At 57.2% G+C, this 15,398-nt stretch carries 13 protein-coding genes and 1 pseudogene; 12 read left to right on the plus strand and 2 right to left on the minus strand.

The window, feature by feature from the left end:
- Positions 1-649 precede the first annotated feature (649 nt).
- Positions 650-1,558, minus strand: a pseudogene (locus tag RMR16_RS16930) (NAD(P)H-dependent flavin oxidoreductase); the annotation flags it as partial.
- Here RMR16_RS16930 and RMR16_RS16935 point away from each other — a divergent pair.
- From RMR16_RS16935 to RMR16_RS16990, 12 genes are all read left to right on the plus strand, one after another.
- Positions 1,553-1,810, plus strand: coding sequence for a hypothetical protein (locus RMR16_RS16935; RefSeq protein ID WP_320199835.1), 258 nt, complete (start codon positions 1,553-1,555; stop codon positions 1,808-1,810). The pseudogene RMR16_RS16930 and the gene RMR16_RS16935 sit on opposite strands and share 6 nt — an antisense overlap.
- A gap of 558 nt (positions 1,811-2,368) precedes the next feature.
- Complete coding sequence (locus RMR16_RS16940) at positions 2,369-3,196, plus strand: DUF3100 domain-containing protein (protein WP_320199836.1); 828 nt, start codon at positions 2,369-2,371, stop codon at positions 3,194-3,196.
- Positions 3,193-3,711: a hypothetical protein gene (locus RMR16_RS16945; RefSeq protein WP_320199837.1), complete on the plus strand. Its 519-nt coding sequence runs from the start codon at positions 3,193-3,195 to the stop codon at positions 3,709-3,711. Before RMR16_RS16940 ends, RMR16_RS16945 begins: the two co-directional genes overlap by 4 nt.
- 57 nt (positions 3,712-3,768) lie before the next feature.
- Positions 3,769-4,926: a M20 aminoacylase family protein gene (locus RMR16_RS16950; protein ID WP_320199838.1), complete on the plus strand. Its 1,158-nt coding sequence runs from the start codon at positions 3,769-3,771 to the stop codon at positions 4,924-4,926.
- A gap of 64 nt (positions 4,927-4,990) precedes the next feature.
- Positions 4,991-5,902 carry a LysR family transcriptional regulator gene (locus RMR16_RS16955; protein ID WP_320199839.1) on the plus strand — a complete coding sequence of 304 codons (912 nt, stop codon included), beginning with the start codon at positions 4,991-4,993 and terminating at the stop codon, positions 5,900-5,902.
- A gap of 124 nt (positions 5,903-6,026) precedes the next feature.
- The gene (locus tag RMR16_RS16960; protein ID WP_320199840.1) at positions 6,027-6,914 is read left to right on the plus strand and encodes an NAD(P)-dependent oxidoreductase; all 888 of its coding nucleotides are present in this window, start codon (positions 6,027-6,029) and stop codon (positions 6,912-6,914) included.
- 12 nt (positions 6,915-6,926) lie between these two features.
- On the plus strand, positions 6,927-8,465 hold the full coding sequence (locus RMR16_RS16965) for an aldehyde dehydrogenase family protein (RefSeq protein WP_320199841.1): 1,539 nt from the start codon (positions 6,927-6,929) through the stop codon (positions 8,463-8,465).
- Positions 8,466-8,887: 422 nt separating this feature from the next.
- Positions 8,888-9,787 (plus strand): NUDIX hydrolase, encoded by a 900-nt coding sequence (locus RMR16_RS16970; RefSeq protein WP_320199842.1) that lies wholly within the window; start codon positions 8,888-8,890, stop codon positions 9,785-9,787.
- A gap of 68 nt (positions 9,788-9,855) precedes the next feature.
- Positions 9,856-10,827, plus strand: coding sequence for a quinolinate synthase NadA (gene nadA, locus RMR16_RS16975; RefSeq protein WP_320199843.1), 972 nt, complete (start codon positions 9,856-9,858; stop codon positions 10,825-10,827).
- Positions 10,824-12,365: an L-aspartate oxidase gene (locus RMR16_RS16980; protein WP_320199844.1), complete on the plus strand. Its 1,542-nt coding sequence runs from the start codon at positions 10,824-10,826 to the stop codon at positions 12,363-12,365. The genes nadA and RMR16_RS16980 overlap by 4 nt, the downstream gene beginning before the upstream one ends.
- A gap of 1 nt (position 12,366) precedes the next feature.
- The gene (gene nadC, locus RMR16_RS16985) at positions 12,367-13,230 is read left to right on the plus strand and encodes a carboxylating nicotinate-nucleotide diphosphorylase (RefSeq protein WP_320199845.1); all 864 of its coding nucleotides are present in this window, start codon (positions 12,367-12,369) and stop codon (positions 13,228-13,230) included.
- 320 nt (positions 13,231-13,550) lie between these two features.
- A complete protein-coding gene (locus RMR16_RS16990) occupies positions 13,551-14,168 on the plus strand; it encodes a DUF1349 domain-containing protein (protein ID WP_432355358.1) in 618 nt (205 codons plus the stop codon).
- Between the two features lie 222 nt (positions 14,169-14,390).
- Here the strand turns inward: RMR16_RS16990 and RMR16_RS16995 are convergent, their stop codons facing one another.
- The gene (locus RMR16_RS16995) at positions 14,391-15,290 is read right to left on the minus strand and encodes a LysR family transcriptional regulator (protein WP_320202054.1); all 900 of its coding nucleotides are present in this window, start codon (positions 15,288-15,290) and stop codon (positions 14,391-14,393) included.
- Between the last annotated feature and the right edge of the window lie 108 nt (positions 15,291-15,398).

The raw sequence follows: 15,398 nt of genomic DNA on the forward strand, positions 1-15,398 counted from the left end.
TTTAATGGTGAGACAACGATTCCAACGAAAACATATACTTAGCGCTGCACATAATTTGAGATTTGGCACTTAATTCGAGATTTTCGATCAGCACTTGCCACTTAATTTGAGATTCGTCACGATATTCATTATGAACATCTCGCTCGCGATGCCTTTGCAAATCTCAACGATTACAGAAGGTTGTCTAGCTATATCGTCGTCCCGGACCGGGATTCACGTCACGCTGGCCTCATTTTAAATGCCCAACCTTGGATGAATGGCCGCATTCTTACGATTAAGTGCCAAACGACAAATCTTGATCGCCATCGTAAATCTATTTCGCCTTGAAAGGATGTGAAAGGTCGGCCACGACGTACACCCCGCGCGTCAAAAGTGGGCGGCTGCAATTTATCTGCTTTTCGAGAAGCAACACATTTCGGGCGTCCGAGCTTGGCTTGGTGGCTGAAAAGGGATTGCAACAAACTCGATTATGAGGACATAGCCATCGGGTACAACTCGTTACACGTTCTCCATAAGGAGAATGATTGCAGCGATAGATCTGGTGCTGGAAGATTATTCAGAGACATGCCGCGCTTAACGAGGGCGATGTTGTTTTCTTCCTTCAGGCCGCTGCCATCATGCCAGGTGTAGTAACCCGATCAAACACGAATCAAACGCCTGTTTGGTGCCCAAGTATCGTGATCGCATGATCGTAGATTGCTCTGGTTAGATCTTTCGCGGGAAGTCGCCGGCTGAGCCTTCCCGCCTGCCCTGACCAGAGGTTGGTAAAGTCAGTCCTGGACGCTGCCTCGGCCTTAGCGCGGATCGGGGCGAGCGCCGCCCCTGCGGTGAGGAATGAAGGCGCGGCATCCGACAGGGGACCGAGTTCACGCATCAGCCGGTTGACGATGCCGCGTGCGGCCCTGCCCGTGAACAGGTTGGTGATTGCCGTGTTGTCATCGGTGGCACCGGCGAGCGCCTGCGCATGTATCGATGAAATCCCCGCTTCCGGGCAGAAAAGATAGGCTGTGCCGATCTGAACTGCGGATGCCCCAAGCATCGACGCGGCCGCAACTCCCCGACCGTCGGCTATGCCTCCCGCCGCGATGACAGGCACCTTGACCGCATCGACCACCTGGGGAACCAGGGCCATCGTTCCCACCTGCGTTGCCATGTCTTCGGTCAGGAAATTCCCGCGATGGCCGCCCGCTTCGAAACCCATGGCAATGATGGCATCGACCCCGTTCGTCTCCAGCCAGACCGCCTCTGCCACCGTGGTGGCTGAGGATATCACCTTCGCGCCTGTTGCCTTGACGCGCTCGACAAGCGCCGCTTCCGGCAGTCCAAAATGGAAGCTGACGATCGGCGGCCTGAACTCTTCCACAACGTCGCAGAAATCGGAATCAAAAGGCGCACGCGCTGCTCCTGTCGTTTCGATCTCGGGATCGAGATCTGCCTCGACATAGTAGGGCGCTAGCAACTCCCGCCAACGCCTCTGCCTGACCGGGTCTGCCGCCGGCGTCCTATGCGAAAAGAAGTACACGTTGAATGGCGCATCCGTCGAAGGGTGCACATGATGTCGGGACAAGAAGAACTGGTTTCAGTGTACGACGTCGGTTTGACGAACAAAACCGAGGCGGATGGGATGGCCGTCGCCAGAATGTCTGCCTTCGTTGCCACCGTCATGCGCGAAATGCTGGCTGGAGTGTACACAGTCTCAGACCGTGACCTCTTTAAAATGCTGCTGGCAGCGCACGAAACCGAAGGCTGGCGCTTCGAGCCTTCTGCGACCGCAGCCTCCGTGGACCGGAGTTTATTGTCCGCCACATAGAGGGAAAAGCGATTCACCGAGCGGCATGGGCGTCAGGGGAGATTTTCAAACGTGACGCATATCATGTGGGCCACGGGTGGCTCACTCGTGCCGGAAGAGCAGTTCCAAAGCTTCTTGAAACAAGCAAAAGCCCTTGTTTAAACGAAGCAGCTTAGCGACTTGATAAGAAAATACGAGCGTAGCTAGCTGTTTCATGGTGTGCGTCCGGCCAACTGATTTCGCGAACCGGGCCATCCAAGCGATGATCTGGCACTATGAGGTCTTGGAGGTTAGCTTCGCTCGAATGGAGCTTTCGGGTATTGAACGCAGTCGGCGCTAGCCGATAAAGGTTAAGCTGAACATCCAGGCGAAGGCAGCTCGGCTTAGTATGTGGATATGCAAACGAAACGCTTTCAGACCTGCACCGTTACAGCAATACTGGTTTGGCTGCGTTGCTGCGCTCGCAACGCTTCGTTGCTTGCATCCGCACTTCCCATCTTCCTCACCCGGATCATAATTTCGTTAAGCGGATGACAAAAACAAATATCAGGGCCGCATCGACCAGAGGGACAATACCATATGACCAACACATCCTTAGAAGGATGGTGGCTTCACGGCATCGTGCTGGCCATCGTCATCGTCGCAGAATTCATCGGCATACTGAGACTGCCAATTGGCATCGGCACCGTCGTGTTCCTACCAATTCTTTATGCCTTCGCGCTTGGTATCGCGCTCAACCCGCACATATTGAAAAAGACTGCGGCGCTCATCCCCCCAAGCGCTGTCAAATTATCCGGTACGATGATCACTATTGCCATCATGCCATTTATCGCGAAGTTCGGCACCACCGTCGGGCCGCAGATCGACAAGATCATCGAGGCTGGACCGGCGCTTATCGTTCAGGAGATCGGTAATCTCGGGACGATCGTCGTCGCTTTCCCCATTGCGGTTTTCCTCTTGAAGATGGGCCGTGAATCGATTGGCGCGACCTATTCCATCGACCGTGAACCAAACCTCGCGGTCATCGCGGATCGGTATGGTCTCAACAGCCCCGAAGGCGCTGGCGCCATGGGCGTTTACGCTACGGGAACGCTGATCGGCACCTTCGTATTCGCCATCATGCCGCCGCTCATCCAGTCTCTCGGCTGGTTCGATTACCGTGCGCTGGCCATGTCCTGCGGTGTCGGCTCAGGAAGCATGCTTGCGGCCTGCACGGGAAGCCTCGTCTCAGTTCTCCCCGAGAACAAAGACATTATCCTCGCACTCGCTGCCGCCAGCAACATCCTGACCTATGCAACGGGTCTTTATGTCGGCCTGTTCGTCGCCCTTCCGCTGACAGAATGGCTTTACAAGAAGTCGCGTCCGAATGATCCGGCAAACTGGACTGTTAAAGGAGAGAGCAAATGAGCATGAACCCCGCCCAAACCTCTTCTCTTGAGGAACAGATTCCGGCCCACGCTGAAGATGAGCGCAAAGTCGATCTCGCCCGTTACTCCAGCCTGCTGCTGATTGCCTGCGGAATCGGGCTTGTTGCAAACTGGGTCGGCACCGGTGTTGACCCGTTGACTGCACTACCGGGCATGACGATCCTTTATCTGGTATCCGTCGCAGGCCTGATTATGGCGCGCTACATGCCATTCTATCTTCCCGGTGTCGCCTGGACCTCGCTTCTAGCGATCATCGTGACCTTGCCTTTCATTCCTGGCACCGCATGGGTTCTTGAAAAGGTAAACCTTCTGAACTTTCTCGCACTCGCAACGCCAGCACTCGCTTACGGTGGCCTTGCTTTGACCAAAGGTGAGTTTGACATCGCCAGAAAGTCGGGCTGGAAGATCGTTATCGTTGCGATCTGCGTTATGTTCGGAACCTATATGGGTTCAGTGGTGATTGCAGATTTTTCGCTGCGGATCACAGGTCAGTAAGAAAATGAGCCGGTCGCATATCAAGTGCGGCCGGTATTGCTTTGGAAAGGAAAGCCGGTGCAGAAATTTCTTCAAAACTCGGAAATCGTGGAGGCCGTCAACTGGCGGCATCATCTGCACCGGAACCCTGAGCTTGGGTTTGAAGAAATCGAAACCTCTGCTTTCATAGCTGCAAGACTGGCGGAATGGGGCTACGCCGTAAAAACGGGCTATGGCAAAACCGGCCTTATCGGCAGCCTTAGCCGGGGTAGCTCATCAAAAGCCATCGGCATTCGCGCCGATATCGATGCCTTGCCGATCCTAGAAAAAAGCGGTGCCGATTACGTGTCTCGCACAGCGGGAAAAATGCATGCATGCGGTCATGATGGCCATGTTGCGATGGCGCTCGCCGCTGCGAAATCGCTTTCGTCGCAGACATTCGATGGCACGGTGCATTTCGTCTTCCAGCCCGCTGAGGAAAATGAGGGCGGCGGTCGCGCCATGGTCGGGGACGGCCTCTTCCGGGACTTTGCCATGGATGGCATCTACGGGATGCACAATTGGCCTGCGCTAGAACTCGGCCAGTGCGTGGCCCGCGACAGCGAAATGATGGCTGCATTCGGCACCTTCGAGATCAAGGTCAAAGGGCGCGGCGCCCATGGTGCCATGCCGCATGAAGGCGCAGACCCCATCGTTGCTGCATCACAGATCGTCTCGGCGCTTCAGACGATTGCAAGCCGCAACGTTTCGCCGCTGCAAAGCGCGGTCGTATCTGCAACGCAGGTTCATGGTGGTGATGCTTGGAACGTCATACCAGAAGAGGTTGTCATCCGAGGCACGACCCGCTGGTTCGATGAGCATGTTGGCGTGAAGATAGAGACGCGCCTCACCGCGCTTGCAAACGCCATCTCCTCCGCATTCGATTGCGTAGCGGATGTCGATTACATGCACCGCTACCCCGCAACCATCAATGACCCAGCTTTCGCCGCGATCATCCGCAATGTCGCGCCGAATGTTGCTGGCGTAACAGTCACTGATGCGGACCCGAGCATGGCGGCGGAAGATTTCTCCTTCATGCTGCGAGAAAAGCGAGGCTGCTATTTCTGGCTTGGCGCGAAGAAGCGCGGAAATAATCCCGGCCTGCACTCTCCTTATTTCGACTTCAACGATGCTCTACTACCGCTTGGAGCCAACATGTGGATATCGCTCGTTCAGGATCAGTTGAAGGCGGCATGATTGATATAGTGTACCCGGCTCCGCGTTCATTGACAGGATCACCCGATCCGCGACATATGCCCTGATGGAAACGCTTGACGCCAAAGCTCTGCGGATGTTCACCGCCGTCGTGCGAACGGGTTCGATCCGAAGTGCAGCAGAACTTCTGCATGTCGCTGCATCCGTTGTAAGCCGCCAGATCGCCGAAACCGAGAAAAATGTCGGCCTGACACTTTTCGAGCGCAGCAGCCGCGGCGTGGAACTTACCGATGCCGGAAAGCTGGTGCTGGAACATGCACAGCGGGTCATCGAGGACAGAAATCTTTTGTCCGAACAGCTCGATCAACTGCGTAGCGTTCAGCAGGCCCGCATTCGCATCTGCTGTGGTGAAGGCTTTCTCGGCGACATGATCGAACACGGCCTGAAAAGTTTTGTGAATATCTACCCCATGGTGGCTTATTCGCTAACGCTCGGCAGCACCGATGACGTGCTGGACAATGTTGCTAATGGCGATACCGATATCGGCGTCGCCTATAACCCGGTCATCGATACTCGTGTGCGATCCCTGGCAATTTCTCGCCAGCCGCTTTGCCTTGTGGCACCAAATGGACATCCGCTTTTGACACGTAAAACGGTCATGCTACAGGATTGCTTGGCAGAAAGCCGCTATGCCCTTCTGAGCAAAGGTCATGGCGTTACCCAGCTTGTCGGCCGTGTGGCCGCAGATTGCGGAATTGCTGTGGCACCCATGGTGGAAACGCCATCAATCGATGTGCTGCGCCGTTTCGTGATGGCCGAGCTTGGTGTGACCTTCCTGCCAAACTTTGCCGTATCGACGGAACTGTCCCGCTCTGCGCTGGGCGTTGTTGAGCTGAGCGATCCTCTTTTAGCACAGGCTAGCGCCCATCTTCTCGTCAAATCTCGTCGGAGACTACCTGCTTCGGTCGATCGTCTTGCAAGCCATCTTGCCGTGGCGATGGCTGCTTTCAAACTTTGAAGAATGCGTTGCTGTTGCGGCAACGCGTCGTTCCCGACACTCCGACTACCCGCCCCTTGATGAAGATGAGAGGGTCTCCCCAGACAAAATCAGCAGAGCATAGCGCTCTTGTAAGGGGACTTGAATGTCGGCAGACACACAGACGACGGTAGGGGTTATCGGCCTCGGCAGCATGGGCATTGGAATGGCCCAGACTCTAGCGTCCAAAGGCTTCCGTACACTCGGTTTCGATCTCTCGGAAGAGCGTCGCAACCTTGCCGCCAAATCGGCAATCGAGCCGCTCGACACCATCGCTGCTGCATTTGAAACGAGTGATTTTCTCGTATTCTCCCTGCCGACGGCCAAGGATGTGGCGGCTGTCGTCAATCAACATATCGATATCCTTCAGGAACGAGACGGTACACACATCATCATTATCGATACATCTACCTCCGAGCCTGATGTCAGCCGGGAACTGGCAAGTCGCCTTTCCACACTTGGCCACGGCTTCCTTGATGCACCGGTCAGCGGTGGACCCGCTAGTGCGGCTACCGGCAAACTGACCATGATGATTGGCGGATCAGACGAAGACGTCGCTTTTGCCCGTCCAGTCATCGAAGCCTTGTCTGCCAAGGCGTTGCACGTGGGTGCGAGCGGTGCAGGAAATGTTGCAAAGCTGGTCAACAATCTTCTGGCAGCGGCACATATGATCACCACCGGCGAGGCACTCAAGCTTGCGCTTGCTGGCGGTATTGATCCCGAAGCTGCGCTGCGCGTGCTGAACGCTGCCTCTGGCAAATCGATGATCAGCGAAGTCCACTTCCCCACTTGGGTCATGTCGGACCGCTTCGATAGCGGCTTTTCCATGGGCTTGATGCGCAAGGATGTTCGGCTCGCCAGCGAATTGGCGCAAAGCAAGGGTGCAGAGCTTCCGATGGCCGAGCTGGTGGCCAAGCTTTGGGCAGGGTCGTCCAATCTCGAGGACAGTGATGACTTCACGCGCATGGGCGCCTTCAAACCATCTTCGAAATAAGGACTTAAGATTATGGGCACTATGGATATAATACAGGATCAGGGTCCGCGCGTTCGTCAAATTTTCAACGACTTTTTCAAGACAGAGGAAATCGGCAGCTTCGTAAACGGTGAAATCGTTCACGGCGCTGGCGAAACGCTCAACCTGACCGATCCATCTTCCGGCAGGGTTTTCGCAACGTTCAACGATGCCGATCAGTCGGTCATTGACCTCGCGATGGAGGCTTCGGGCACGGCGCAACGCGAGTGGATGAAGCTCACCGCATCGGCTCGTGGCCGCATCATGTTCGAAATCGGCCGCCAAATCCGCGAAAATGCGGCTGCCATTGCTGAAATCGAAAGCCGCTCTGCCGGTCGACCCATCCGCGATATCCGTGGCGAAGCGATCAAAGTCGCGGAGATGTTCGAATATTACGCTGGATGGTGCGACAAGCTGCATGGCGAGGTCATTCCGGTTCCGACCTCGCATCTCAACTACACGCGCAATGAGCCGATTGGTGTTGTGGTCCAGATCACACCCTGGAATGCGCCGCTATTCACCGGTGGCTGGCAGATCGCGCCAGCCATCTGCGCTGGAAACGGTGTCGTCATCAAGCCGTCCGAATTGACGCCGCTCAGCACACTCATTTTGGGTGCCCTGTGCGAACGTGCTGGCGCACCGCGCGGCCTCGTCAATGTTATCTCAGGCCAAGGCACGACGGCAGGCCAGGCCGCCATCAAGCATTCCAAAACCGGGCTTGTAGTCTTCGTCGGTTCAGCTCATGCCGGATCGCTCATCGCAGCGACCGCGGCAAAAAGTGTCGTGCCGTGCATCCTCGAACTTGGCGGCAAGTCGGCAAACATCGTGTTTAACGATGCCGATATTGACCGTGCCATCCTCGGTGCACAGTCAGCAATCTTCGGTGGTGCTGGACAAAGCTGCGTTGCCGGTTCGCGCCTTCTTGTCCATCGCTCAATCCATCAAAAATTCGTTGAGCGATATGCATCGGCGACTAACAAAATACCGGTTGGAAACCCGTTTGAAGACACAACGCATGTCGGACCGATCAACAATCTACGTCAGTGGAACAAGATTGCCGAGATGGTGGAATTGGGGCTGGGTGAAGGCGCAACGCTGGCCGCAGGCGGCGGACGTCCGCAGGCTTTGGAAGGAACAGGCGGCTTCTATTTTGCGCCGACTATTCTTGATAACGTTGCTCCGAATGCCACTCTTTCGAGAGAAGAAGTTTTCGGGCCGGTCGTCGGCGTGACGCCGTTCGACACGGAAGAAGAGGCTATTACGCTGGCCAACAATAATCCATACGGCCTTGCTGGAGCAGTTTGGACTCAGAATGTCGCAAAGGCTCACCGCGTTGCCTCGCAGGTTCGCGCTGGCACCTTCTGGATCAACGGCTACAAGACAATCAGCGTCATGTCTCCCTTCGGCGGCTTCGGAAAGAGCGGCTACGGACGCTCCAGCGGAAAGGATGCTCTGATGGCCTACACCCAGACGAAAAGTATTTGGGTTGAAACCGCAGCAGAACCGCCTGTGGCTTTTGGCTACGTTGGCTAAGAGGTCGTTGGAGCCGGCTTTCACCGGGTCCAGGCCATCTGCTTTTAGGTCAAAACAGTTGGTTGTCTAAAAGAGCTTGGCCAAAGCCTATACTGGCGTAAGCAGCAAGCTGAGCCCGTTTACCTACCAAACGACATGAAGCTTCACGCTTGCGCAAGCGATATCGATTGCTCCGCAACAGCGAGATATTCGCCGAAAATCACCGCGACACCACGCGTCGCCCCGGCATGCAGTTGACCATTCGTCCGTATTCGGGAGCGGTAAGTCGGTCAAAAAACACCCGCCGCCCGGAATCCGTAGTTTAACACTTGGGTTTCAAGGGATTTGACGTCACGCATGTATTCCGTGCGTGCGGCGTTGGCGGTGACGTTGGCTTGTGTCAGAAGAAGCACGTCGCCTGAAAGAAATAAGGATGTGCACAAATGATTGGGCTGGCAAATGCCGAACTCATAGCTGTATTGACCGCCGTCACGGGGAACGAGCCGAAGGTCATGACGATCCGCTCTGGAGAAGCCCTGCCATCTGGTCCGCTCGAACTCGAGCATCGAAGCCTGCAGGCTGGACTGAGGGAATGGGTAGGCGACCAGACCGGGCATCCGCTCGGTTATCTGGAGCAGCTCTATACCTTTGCCGACCGCGACCGAACTAACGACAATACAGGCCAACGGACCATCTCGATCAGCTACCTTGGTCTGGTTCGCGAGCAGGCCGCGCCCGGCGCCGGCAAGCCGGGCTGGCACAGTTGGTACGAATATTTCCCATGGGAAGACTGCCGCAAAAAGGCTCCGGATATTCTTGATGACATAATCCAACGACTGCTGCACTGGGCAGCGGCCGAACCGGCGCGTCGCGACCATCGCCAGCGACTTGTGAATTTCGCTTTCGGGCTGAATGGCGCCGCCTGGAATGAAGACCTCACTCTGCAACGGTACGAACTCATATACGAGGCTGGTCTTGTCACCGAAGCCGGGTGTCCATCTGAGCACGGCGTCGGGCGCGCGATGTTCGCCGATCACCGCCGTATCCTGGCGACCGGCATTGCGCGTCTGCGCGCTAAGATCAAATACCGCCCGGTGGTCTTCGAACTGATGCCGGAGAATTTCACACTTCTACAATTGCAGCACACCGTCGAGGCGCTGGCCGGGCTGACCCTGCACAAGCCGAATTTCCGCCGGTTGATCGATCAACAGGAGCTGATCGAGGAAACTGGGCAGATGACCAGCGAGACCGGCGGCCGTCCGGCCAAGCTTTTCCGCTATCGCCACGCGGTCCTCGAGGAACGCGCGCTCTCCGGTTCAAAACTTCCGCTTTCACGCAATTGACATAAACTCGAATCGAGAATATCTCTCCATCCCAGATATACTCACTTGGAGTATAAAAGGAGTTGCGCATGAATTCCCCGGCATCCGTACCGTCGCTTTACGATCGCGTCAGCCACGTCATCCCCAAGGCAGAGTGGATGTCATATGAAGACGACATCGCAGCGATCCTCGACTTGAAGCGTCGCCGCAACGCCGTCATTCTCGCCCATAATTACCAGACGCCGGAGATTTTCCATGGCGTAGCGGATATTGTTGGCGACAGTCTGGCGCTGGCCCGCAAGGCAATCGAGGTTGATGCGGACGTCATCGTTCTGGCCGGCGTGCATTTCATGGCGGAGACCGCCAAACTGCTCAATCCGACAAAGACGGTGCTGATCCCAGATATGGCGGCAGGCTGTTCGCTTGCCGATTCCATCACACCGGAAGACATTGCGCTGTTACGGCTGGCGCATCCGGGCGTGCCGATCATCACCTATGTAAACACGTCGGCCGCGGTGAAGGCCGCGTCGGATATCTGCTGCACCTCGGGCAACGCCAAGCAGGTGGTCGAGTCGCTCGGCGTGCCGAAAGTGCTGATGATCCCGGACGAATATCTAGCGCAGAACGTGGCACGGGAAACCAATATCGAGATCATCGCCTGGCGTGGCCATTGCGAAGTGCATGAGTTGTTCAACGCCCAGGATATCCGCGATCTGCGTGAAGTGTATCCGGGCATTATCGTGCTCGCGCATCCGGAATGCCCGCCGGAGGTCGTCGCCGAAGCCGATTTCGCCGGTTCGACGGCGGTGATGTCCGATTATGTAGGCCAGAAAAAGCCAACCCGCGTCGTGTTGCTGACGGAATGTTCGATGAGCGACAACATCGCCGTGCATCATCCGGACGTGGAGTTCGTACGGCCCTGCAATCTTTGCCCGCATATGAAGCGCATCACACTTGGCAACATCCGTCAGGCACTGGAGGAAAATCGCTACGAAGTGACCGTCGATCCGTCGATTGCGGTTGCCGCGCGGCGCGCTGTGGAAAGGATGCTAGCGATATGACCGAGGTCCTCGGCCATCTCACCGGCCGCATCGCGATCGTCGGCAGCGGGTTGGCGGGGTTGGTGACGGCGCTGACGCTGGCGCCGCAGCCCGTGGTCATCGTGACCCGCGCCGGACTCGGCGCCGAAACCTCCAGCGCCTGGGCGCAGGGCGGCATTGCCGCGAGTGTTGGTGCCGACGACAGCGCGGACCTGCATCTCGCCGATACACTCGCCGCTGGTGACGGGCTCTGTGATCCGGCCGTTTCCGCTTCGATCCTCAGCGAAGCACCGCATGCCATCGCCATGCTGGAAAAGTTCGGCGTCCGTTTTGATAGAGCGGCGGATGGGGTCTTGGCGCTCGGGTTGGAAGCCGCCCATTCCCGCCGCCGTATCGTGCATGTGGAAGGTGATGGTTCCGGCGCGGCCATCGTTCGCGCATTGTTAGAAGCCGTCTTGAAAACGCCGTCGATCACGGTGCTCTCTGGGGTCGAAGTCCGCAGGATCATCATGGACGGTGGCGCGGTGTCCGGCCTGCTTTGCGCAACGGCCACCGGCGCGGCGATCCTGCCGACGTCACGGGTCGCACTGGCGACAGGTGGCCTCGGCGGGCTTTATCACGCCACCACCAACCCAACCGGAAACTACGGCCAAGGCATCATGCTCGCGGCCCGTGCCGGAGCTGAACTCACGGACATGGAATTCGTGCAATTCCACCCGACCGCCCTCGACTCCAAACGCACGCCGCTGGCCTTGATCAGCGAAGCGGTGCGCGGCGAGGGTGCGATCCTGGTCAACGAAAAGGGCGACCGTTTTCTTGCCCGCGAGCCTGGCGCCGAACTTGCCGCACGAGATGTGGTGGCGAGGGCCATCAGCGCCGAGATCGCTCGTGGTGGCAGAGTTTTCCTCGACGCGAGCAAAGCTCTCGGCAATCGGTTCGCCAGCCGCTTTCCGATGATCGATGCGCTCTGTCGCGAAGCCGGCATCGATGCATCCAAGGATCTTATTCCCGTGCGGCCAGCCGTCCATTATCACATGGGCGGCGTAGCAACGGATGTGAGAGGCCGCACTTCGCTCAACGGGCTTTGGGTGGTCGGCGAAGCGGCCTCGACCGGCCTGCACGGCGCCAACCGGCTTGCCAGCAATTCGCTGCTGGAAGCGGCCGTAGTGGGCATGAGGGCGGCACAGAATATTGGCGACGTCCCCGCTGGCCCCTGCACGAAGGGATCAGACGCAGAACTGCCGCCAGATGCCGACATATCCGCCGCCCGGCCAATCGTATCCTGCCATCTCGGCGTGCTTCGCAATGCCGGCGCGGTCCAAGGAGCGATTGCCGACCTGCTGTCGCTGGTCGAAGGCAACGGGCCGTCCTCCGATCCTGCCATTGTCGCCTTGCTGATCGCCGTCTTCACGTCGCTGCGTAAGGAATCGCGCGGGGCCCTTGCCCGTACGGATTTTCCCCTCAAACTCGCCTATGCGGAAAGGCGCACCATGCAGCTTGCCGAAGCACTTGATATTGCCCGCTCTACCGCCTCTCACCCTCTTGCCTGGAGCGCCTGACATGGCCCTGTTTTCCTTACCTCGCCTGATGATCGAACCGGTTGTACGCGCCGCACTTCTCGAAGATCTAGGCCTTGCCGGAGACGTCACCTCGACTGCGATCATTCCCGTCGGCCACCGCTCCACCGTGATCATGGCGGCCCGCAAGCAAGGCGTCGTCGCTGGCCTCGACGCAGCGCAACTCGCATTCGAACTGATCGATCCCAAGATCGTCATGACCCGGCATCTGGAAGACGGCGCCGCGGTGAACCCCGGCGACACGATTGCTACGATTGAAGGTTCTTCGCGCGGGCTCCTGACCGCCGAGCGTACCGCGCTCAATTTCCTCGGCCATTTGTCCGGCATCGCCAGCGTCACGGCGGGCATCGTCGCCGCGGTCCAGGGGACCAGCGCCTCGGTCGTCTGTACCCGCAAAACCACGCCGGGCCTGAGGGCATTGGAAAAATACGCCGTGCGCGCCGGTGGCGGCATGAACCACCGCTTCGCGCTCCATGATGCGGTGCTGATCAAGGATAATCACGTCGCCATCGCCGGCGGCGTAGCGAAGGCCATCAGGCGCGCGAAGGCCGGCGTCGGTCATATGGTGAAGATCGAGGTGGAGGTGGATACGCTCGATCAGCTCCGCGAGGCAATGGACGTCGGCGTCGATGCTGTCCTGCTCGACAATATGACACCAGACCAACTGCGCGAAGCCGTCCGTATCGTTGCCGGTCGAGCAATCACCGAAGCCTCCGGAGGTATCACGCCAACGACAGCAGCGGCAGTTGCGGCGTCCGGGGTCGATCTCCTCTCGATCGGCTGGATAACCCACAGCGCACCAACGCTCGATATCGGGCTGGATTTCGTTAGTGTCAAATCGGCATAAGACATATGAAGCGCCTGAGGGCGAGACTTCATGCTTGGAACCGGTGCATCCAACCGATGCATCGCCTTGCTAAGAATCGAACCGTCGACCCTCAGTTCAGTGGTTCTTTCTGTCTTAATTTTTCAGGGCAGCTTAGCGCCAAGACCGGACATTTCTTCAATCGGCGCACTGTCGGACTTGGGGCGGAGAACGGTTTGTCCGTTTCTCTGATTTTCCGGAGCGGCCTGGATGTCCGCAATGGAGGCGCCAAGCGAAAGACGCCTGCCAGACCTTGCCTGTTGGCAGCACTTGCGCTCTCTAGGAATTACCATTTACGCGAGATGCGGCTGAGTAAGTCCGCTAGTTGGGAGACGCCCGTGCAGAGTCTTAAAAATGGACGGTGGCTCAATGAGCCCATAAAAGCAAATGCTTCGGATACCGGACTTTCCGTAACGACTGACGCCAACACGGATTTTTGGCGAGAGACACATTATGACTTTGTGCGCGACAGCGGCCACTTCTACGCATTCCGGGCCGATTGCGACTTTACCGCCCAGCTTCGAGTCCAGGCACATTTTGAACATCTTTACGACCAGGCTGGCCTTATGGTCAGGGTCGACGAAAGACGGTGGGTCAAGACCGGGATCGAGTTCTCGGACGGATATGGCTTGCTCGGCAGTGTGCTGACGGATGAAACCTCCGACTGGGCAACGGGGCGATATGACGGCGACCCATCAGATTTTTGGATAAGGGTGACCGTCCAGAGCGGCGTTCTAAGAATACAAGCTTCAGACGATGGGCAGACTTGGCCACTGGTCCGCCTCTGCCCATTTCCAAAAGCGGATCATTATCTAGTTGGGCCAATGTGCTGCACTCCCGAACGTGCAGGCTTGGAAGTAAGATTTAGTGAGTGGCAATTGGGGCGGGCTTTGGGCAAGGACCTCCACGACCTGTCGTAGTCGCCAGAGTGCTTCATTTCGAAGCCGCAGCGTCTGCTTCCGGCGCAAAAGCGAGGAAACTCTGCCAAAAATGATGACGATTTTCAGGAACGGCAAACGACGGCGTATAGGACCGGTATGAAGGCGCAAACTGGCTTCGGAATTTCTGGTAGGAATGTCCGGTTAGGGCCAACTCCAGACAAGCATCTCGGCAGGCCGTGTACCAGAGCGCGTCCCAAACTCCTATCCGGCGCTTTCAACCACGAACAGGTTTTCTGCCATAAAGTCCACGAATACCCGAATTTTTGGCGAGAGATAGCGACTGGTGGGCCAGAGGACTCGGAAGACACCAACCTCTGTCGTGAAGCCATCTAACATAGGCACCAGTTTGCTCTCCGCGATCTGTTGAGCGACCGCGAATTGCGGAAGACAGGTGATCCCAAAACCATTCTCCGCCAGATGAATAAGCGGTTCGAGCGTGCTCGCCACTGTCGTGGTCGGCAATGTCAGGCGCAGCTCTTTTCTGTGTCTCGCCAACGGCCATGGCTCAAGTTTACCCGAGTTGGCGTAGCGGTGATGCAGACACCTATGTTGCAATAGATTTTCGGGGGTCTCCGGCGTTCCCTCCCTCTCCAGGTAATCGGGAGAGGCAACGATCCTGTGCCGGAATGAGCCGAGCTTTCTACTCATGAGGCGCGTGTCACGTATCTCTCCCGTGCGGACGACGGCATCGAAGCCCTCTTCGATCACATCGACCAGGCGATCTGTAAAATCCAGGTCCAGATTGATTTCGGGATAGGCTTTCATGAAAGCCGATATCGCTGGCATCAGAAGCATTCCTGTCAGCGGAAAACTGACACGTAAAAGGCCGCGAGGCTTGCTGCGGGAGCTGGAGAGTTGCGCCTGTGCTGCATCCAGTTCGGACAGGATGCGCCGACAGGTATCGAGAAAGAAACTCCCCTCTTCCGTCAAGGTCATGCTGCGCGTCGAGCGGTGGAAAAGCCGTACACCCATCTCCTGCTCAAGCCGCGCGATTGCCTTGCCAACCGCAGAGCTGGAAAGACCCAGTCGTTGAGAGGCTGAAACAAAGCTGCCGCTTTCCGCCGTTTGAACGAACATACCGAGCGTCCCGAGCTTATCCATAGGAATCCTTATTGAAGAATATTATTCCATACTTAACGGAATACACGACCATTTATCGCCTATCCCACAACCGATATCCAGTGTGACGCGGCGACCAACGCCGATATT

Source organism: Agrobacterium sp. rho-13.3, assembly GCF_033957765.2.
In the GTDB taxonomy this organism is placed as follows: Bacteria; Pseudomonadota; Alphaproteobacteria; order Rhizobiales; family Rhizobiaceae; genus Agrobacterium.

Bases quoted from the DNA above. Each gene is read 5' to 3' on its own strand.
- RMR16_RS16935 (WP_320199835.1), top strand. From the start codon at position 1,553: ATGATGTCGGGACAAGAAGAACTGGTTTCAGTGTACGACGTCGGTTTG.
- RMR16_RS16940 (WP_320199836.1), top strand. From the start codon at position 2,369: ATGACCAACACATCCTTAGAAGGATGGTGGCTTCACGGCATCGTGCTG.
- RMR16_RS16945 (WP_320199837.1), top strand. From the start codon at position 3,193: ATGAGCATGAACCCCGCCCAAACCTCTTCTCTTGAGGAACAGATTCCG.
- RMR16_RS16955 (WP_320199839.1), top strand. From the start codon at position 4,991: ATGGAAACGCTTGACGCCAAAGCTCTGCGGATGTTCACCGCCGTCGTG.
- RMR16_RS16960 (WP_320199840.1), top strand. From the start codon at position 6,027: ATGTCGGCAGACACACAGACGACGGTAGGGGTTATCGGCCTCGGCAGC.
- RMR16_RS16965 (WP_320199841.1), top strand. From the start codon at position 6,927: ATGGGCACTATGGATATAATACAGGATCAGGGTCCGCGCGTTCGTCAA.
- RMR16_RS16970 (WP_320199842.1), top strand. From the start codon at position 8,888: ATGATTGGGCTGGCAAATGCCGAACTCATAGCTGTATTGACCGCCGTC.
- nadA (WP_320199843.1), top strand. From the start codon at position 9,856: ATGAATTCCCCGGCATCCGTACCGTCGCTTTACGATCGCGTCAGCCAC.
- RMR16_RS16980 (WP_320199844.1), top strand. From the start codon at position 10,824: ATGACCGAGGTCCTCGGCCATCTCACCGGCCGCATCGCGATCGTCGGC.
- nadC (WP_320199845.1), top strand. From the start codon at position 12,367: ATGGCCCTGTTTTCCTTACCTCGCCTGATGATCGAACCGGTTGTACGC.
- RMR16_RS16990 (WP_432355358.1), top strand. From the start codon at position 13,551: ATGCGGCTGAGTAAGTCCGCTAGTTGGGAGACGCCCGTGCAGAGTCTT.
- RMR16_RS16995 (WP_320202054.1), bottom strand. From the start codon at position 15,290: ATGGATAAGCTCGGGACGCTCGGTATGTTCGTTCAAACGGCGGAAAGC.